Source organism: Phyllobacterium sp. (genome assembly GCF_037994405.1).
Taxonomy (GTDB): Bacteria; Pseudomonadota; Alphaproteobacteria; order Rhizobiales; family Rhizobiaceae; genus Phyllobacterium.
In genome coordinates this window covers 1-5,206 of record NZ_JBBNAN010000334.1, presented here as the reverse complement: position 1 = coordinate 5,206, position 5,206 = coordinate 1, and the positions used below count along the sequence as shown (strand labels likewise).

General features: G+C 58.7%; 5 protein-coding genes. 2 read left to right on the top strand and 3 right to left on the bottom strand.

Annotated elements, in window-relative coordinates; translation table 11 throughout:
• Both AAAC48_RS18540 and AAAC48_RS18535 read right to left on the bottom strand, forming a co-directional pair.
• Window positions 1–737, bottom strand: a 737-nt coding sequence (locus AAAC48_RS18540) for a heavy metal translocating P-type ATPase (RefSeq protein ID WP_340655597.1), incomplete at its 3' end; no start/stop codon positions are given.
• Between the two features lie 63 nt (window positions 738–800).
• Window positions 801–2,243 (bottom strand): multicopper oxidase domain-containing protein, encoded by a 1,443-nt coding sequence (locus AAAC48_RS18535; protein WP_340655596.1) that lies wholly within the window; start codon window positions 2,241–2,243, stop codon window positions 801–803.
• A 342-nt stretch (window positions 2,244–2,585) separates the two neighbouring features.
• Here AAAC48_RS18535 and AAAC48_RS18530 point away from each other — a divergent pair, with 342 nt between their 5' ends.
• Window positions 2,586–3,881 (top strand): hypothetical protein, encoded by a 1,296-nt coding sequence (locus tag AAAC48_RS18530; RefSeq protein ID WP_340655595.1) that lies wholly within the window; start codon window positions 2,586–2,588, stop codon window positions 3,879–3,881.
• A gap of 86 nt (window positions 3,882–3,967) precedes the next feature.
• On the opposite strand, the gene AAAC48_RS18525 is transcribed toward AAAC48_RS18530, so the two are convergent.
• Window positions 3,968–4,405: an EF-hand domain-containing protein gene (locus tag AAAC48_RS18525; RefSeq protein ID WP_340655594.1), complete on the bottom strand. Its 438-nt coding sequence runs from the start codon at window positions 4,403–4,405 to the stop codon at window positions 3,968–3,970.
• Between the two features lie 511 nt (window positions 4,406–4,916).
• Between AAAC48_RS18525 and AAAC48_RS18520 the strand changes: the two genes are divergently transcribed.
• Complete coding sequence (locus tag AAAC48_RS18520; protein ID WP_340655598.1) at window positions 4,917–5,168, top strand: DUF2933 domain-containing protein; 252 nt, start codon at window positions 4,917–4,919, stop codon at window positions 5,166–5,168.
• The last annotated feature ends 38 nt before the right edge of the window (window positions 5,169–5,206 follow it).

Below are 5,206 nucleotides of genomic sequence, written 5' to 3'. Positions count from 1 at the left end.
GCTTCATAGAACTGCACTCCCGGGAAAAAGAAGGTCGAACCGACGCTGAAAGCATAGCCCGTGCCGACGGAGAGCACGACGAGCACCGCCATGTTCAGCACCCCGTTTCGGAGTGCCCGCCACGCAGCAACGAAGAAGGGCCAACTCGGATAGAGGATCGCAGCGCTTGCGAGAACGAACAGCCACAGCTCGAGATCCAACCCGTACGGTGGCGCGGGCGGGTTAAACATTCCGCCCATCGGTGAATAGATGAAAATCGGCACTGTGAAGAATAGCGCGACCCAGAACCGGTTGCGCATGTCGCGCACCATGGTCTGCATATCGGCGCCTGAGCCGTGACCCATCTCATGCGCCATCTCGTCATGCGCAGGCGCAGTGCGCAGACGTGTGTGCTGAGCTTTGGCCGCCACAATCGCGCCATGACCGGCATGCGCCGATCTCGTGTGATCGTGCCGGGCAGCTGGCGCGTTGGGATTTGCGGGCTCTACCGTGGTCGAACCTGGTTCGCAGACGTGTCGTGGTACGACTTCGCCGCGACAGTGGAACCCGCACTCAAGAATGGTGGAGCGGATCGCTTCGACGTCCGTTTTATCTTCATCATAGGTCACTGTCGCAGTGGCTGAAACGAAGTTGACCTCGGCACTGCTTACGCCGGAGAGCTGTCGAAGCTGCTTTTCGACGCCAAGTGGGTCAAGGACACTGATGATGCCCCTGACGTCTACGGTGGTGGTCTGCAACGTCTCGATCCTTTCAAAGTGAATGCCCTGGCAGCCCGCTGCCAAGTCCCGGCATCACATGTCCTAAGTGCGATAGGCGAATGTCGACATCATCCCGGTTGCCATATGGTAAAGGTGGTGGCAGTGGAAGGCCCATTGGCCCGGATTATCGGCGTCCACAGCGATCGTCACAGAGCGCATTGGCGGGAGCAGAACAGTGTCTCTTACTGCTCCTGCAAAGCGTCGCCCATCAATAGCAACCACTTGGAAATGATGCCCGTGCAGGTGCATTGGATGCGCCATCATGCTGGTATTGCGCAGCGTCACTTCCACGCGATCCCCCATATCCACGAGGATCGGCTCATTGGTTTCCAAGCCCCAGCGATAGGTGGCCATGTCACCGGTCAACGCCATTTGGAACAGTTTATCCGCCGGTCGCGACGCTAGTGGCGCAGCAGCCCGGAGTTGCGCCTCGAGCATCAGATCGAGAACCGGTGCGTCACGATCGCTCGCCGTCGCGATCTTGGCCACCACCGCGCCCGCCGGACGCAGGATGATGCCGGTCTGTTCGGTGCTGCCTTCGCGCAAGGCGAGGATCGGGAAAGAGCGGGCTTCGCGCGGTAACCGCAGGCGGACGTCAATGCGTTGCCCCATTGTTAGCGGGAATCGGCGGCCCTTGATCGGCTCGATGTCCTGACCGTCGACCGCGATCAGCTCGCCTTCGAGTTCCCCTAAGTCGATCGTGAACGCAGTCGCTGTTGCACCGTTGATGACACGCACCCTGGCGCGGCCGCCGGCTTCGATCGAGACGACTTCGGGATCGTCTAGCGTGCGATCATTCGCCAGATAGGCGTCGTATTCGATGTCGTTGATGTCCATTGCCATGGTTTGGCCGCCATGAGCCGTCCCGCCCATCGCGTCGGTTTGCGTGCCCCCCATGTCCATCCCGCCATGATCCATCGGCATGGCGTCAATCGTATTCTTGCCCCGCAGCCCTGCCAGCAGCTCCTCTGGCGACGAGAAAGAGAAATCATGCAGGAGAATGACAATCTCCTGTTCGTCTTTCTCATCATCGTTGGGATCGGCGACGATCAGCGGCGCGGCAAGAAGAGCTTGCTCCTGCAGCGTGTGGGCATGCATCCAATAGGTGCCCGGCTTGCCGACCGGGAAATCGTAACCGCGATTGGTTCCCGCGGCGATCAGCGGGAGGGGCGCGTCTGGGACTCCGTCGCTCGGCCAAGGTGGTGTCAGCCCGTGCCAGTGCACGATCGTTGGCTCGACAGTCTCGTTGCGAAGCAGGACATTGAAGGCATCGCCCGCCCGGAAGCGAAGGCCTGGCGTGCCGTCGGCTCGTTGGAGGCCAAAAACGCTGGCTGCTTTGCCGTTCACTTCGATCGTGCGGCGGACAATGGCAAGTCCGGTCTGGCCGCCAGGCTGACCAGCGACAGCTGTTCCGAGCCTTGACCATGGTGCAGCCAAAACTGCCGCGCCGGCAAATGCACCTTTCAGCAAATCTCGGCGTTTCATCGTCATCCTCTTCGGTTTTCAGCTCCAGATCTGAAATCCTCGGTTCGTTCAGGACTGCAGAAGCTGTTCGCAACTGCACTGCCCGCGATCAGGACGGGCATGGCGAGGAAGTGGAGATAAGTCAGGTCGATTCATATTTGTTGTCTAAGGCCGGCGCTTTGACGCAAATCAAAGTCAGAACTTGTGAAGCGCTTAAATGGGGAATCAACTGTCCGAGGTGGATTGGACTTTGTCCCTTCAGGCAGGCAGGGCGCAGGCGGTCAAGACAGCAAGCTGATGGACGCCGCAAACAGCTGTCGCCCTTCCATGGGGAAAGCGCCCGATAATAGGCGAGGACGAGACATGAATGTGCTCACGGATCCCAATGTAGCAGAGGCCGGTGGATCCACGTCGGCCCGGCTTAATCGGAATTGCTTCTGTATTACCCTTGATCAGAAAGCGCTTTGGACGGCTATGAATCATGAGGCAGGCGATCCGGACTTCTATGAAGCTTTCATAAAGTCGCGGCCGCACCTGATTTCACGTCTTCCGGTCTTCCTCTCCAAGTCCGTCATTGAGGAGATGAGCGGGATTGTCGATGCCATCGAGGTGGCGACCAAATTGCCAGGCTACCGTGACGCTGTCCTCTCCTGGGCCCCGGAAATCGCGCAGCGAGATTTTGGTCCGGTCGGTGCGCTGATGGACTACGATTTCCATCTCGATGATGATGGTCCAAAGCTGATCGAAGTGAATACCAATGCCGGCGGCGCTTTCCTTAATGCGTTGCTGGCCAGGGCCCAGAAAGCCTGCTGTGCTGAAGTCGAACAGGGGCTGATCGACACAAGGGACAATGATTTCGAATCGCGAGTTGTCGCGATGTTTCGGGAAGAGTGGCGACGCCAGCACGGTGCCGGTTCGCCTTGGCCGCAAAGGATCGCCATCGTCGATGATCAGCCAGCGGAACAATACCTTTATCCTGAATTCCTGCTTGCCAGACAGTTGTTACGGAAGCATGGCATCGACGCCGTGATCGGCGACGCGAGTGAGTTGCGATATGAAGGCGGCAGGCTTCGGCTCGGCGGGCACGAGATCGACCTCGTCTATAATCGCCTGGTCGATTTCTCACTCGATGATCCGGAGCACGCAGATCTCCGGGCCGCATATCGCGACGGCGCGGTGGTCGTCACACCCAATCCGCACAATCATGCGCTGTCTGCGGCCAAGCGCAACCTGACGCTGCTGTCCGACCCGGTCGCCCTGGAGGCCTATGGCCTCGCCCAAGAGTTGCGCTTGCGGCTCGCCAGCGTTCCGCGGACCACGCTGATCACGCCCGACACTGCGGACGCGATGTGGCAATCGCGCAAGGACAAATTTTTCAAACCTCTCTCCGGCCACGGCAGCAAGGCGGTTTACCGCGGTGACAAGGTGACCAAAGGGGTGTGGGTCGAGATTGCCCGGGGTGGGTACGTGGCCCAGACTTATGCCGCACCCGGGCAGCGCATGATCGAGATTGATGGCGCGCTGACGCCGCGCAAAATGGACGTACGGCTTTATACTTATGATGGCCGGGTGCTTCTCGCGGCGGCGCGCCTCTACCAGGGCCAGACCACGAATTTCAGGACGCCCGGGGGCGGCTTTGCTCCTGTGCTCGTCGTCTGAACAACGGTTATCAGCGGTGCTTTGAGAAAACCTTTGGCCTTTTTAGATTTCCTCAACCACACTTCCCCCCTGACACTTCCCACATCTTATTCCCGCATGAAAGCCTGAGCCTCCTCAGGCGTCACCTTGCCATCCTTATTGGCGTCTACCTTGTCGAAGATTCGCTTGTGGATCGTTGTCACTTCCTCGAAGGAAAGTGCGCCGTCACCATCGACGTCGGCGATCGCGAACATGATCTTCATCATATGTCCGCGCATGCCCATCATGGGCATTCCGCCCATCATGCCGGGTTGCATCATGTTCCGGCCCATCATTCCGGGCGGCATCATACCGGGTTGAGCGGGCTGCTCACTCTGGCCTTGGCCAGTCATATCTCCGGTCTCGGGCGATGGTGTTGCCTGTGAGGATGTCGCATCAGGATGGTGTGGATCGGCCGCGGGCGTTTGTGCGACGGCGGCAGCTGGCATACCAATGGCAACAATGGCGGCGAGAATCGCCGCACGGGGAAATGCAGTTAATGTCATAGGAAACTCCTTGTGCCAGGCTCGTTCGGGTCGATTTCACTGGCAGCTCTAGCTTCGTTGCGAAAACGTCCTGCCGCTTTTTCACGGCAACAACGCAGCTGCTGCAGCTTACACTTCACCATAGGCGCGAAATGAATTGGCGAATTTGCGCCAGATCAAATGTTCAAGGACCTATTTCGATATCGCCTCGTTCAAGGGAGTGCAAAGCATTCTCCCACACAACCATCGGCAGAAGGGGGCCTCAGGCAGAGTGCAGCAATGTGACTTAAATCAGGGACCAAGGACAGGAGGCGTTGTAACGGTCAGGAAGATTAAGTTTGAGCGTTTCGGACCCGATTGATTTGCATCAAGGCCCTGTCAGTTCGGATAGAAGATACTCGGGATGGCATTAGACGAGGACCGTTGCGAACGAGTAGAGTCCAAGGAACACGCTTCGGAAGCACTAGTCGACATACCACGCCCGCTAGACGGCAGCGGCGGCCATATCATCTAATGGGAGCGTTTCATGTCCATGCATCACCACGAAAATCAAAACGAGCCGCAAGGCAGCTTCCTGGCGTCGCGGACCGGACTTGTCCTCATGGGGTTCCTGGCGATCGGAGGCTTTCTCCTGTTCACGGAGCACCGCGCCCACGTCTTGGGCGCCCTGTTCTGGGTGCTGCCGTTCGCGTGCTTGTTCATGCACATGTTCATGCATGGTGGGCACGGCGGGCATCAGGATCACGGTAGCCACCGCCAACCCGATGAAAGGAACCCGTCATGAGTACCGAAATGCCAGCCTACGGCCTATGGGGCCTAGCG

What these genes read in the sequence shown, in the direction of transcription:
- AAAC48_RS18525 (WP_340655594.1), bottom strand. Translation starts at nt 4,405, where the DNA reads ATGACATTAACTGCATTTCCCCGTGCGGCGATTCTCGCCGCCATTGTT.
- AAAC48_RS18535 (WP_340655596.1), bottom strand. Translation starts at nt 2,243, where the DNA reads ATGAAACGCCGAGATTTGCTGAAAGGTGCATTTGCCGGCGCGGCAGTT.
- AAAC48_RS18530 (WP_340655595.1), top strand. Translation starts at nt 2,586, where the DNA reads ATGAATGTGCTCACGGATCCCAATGTAGCAGAGGCCGGTGGATCCACG.
- AAAC48_RS18520 (WP_340655598.1), top strand. Translation starts at nt 4,917, where the DNA reads ATGCATCACCACGAAAATCAAAACGAGCCGCAAGGCAGCTTCCTGGCG.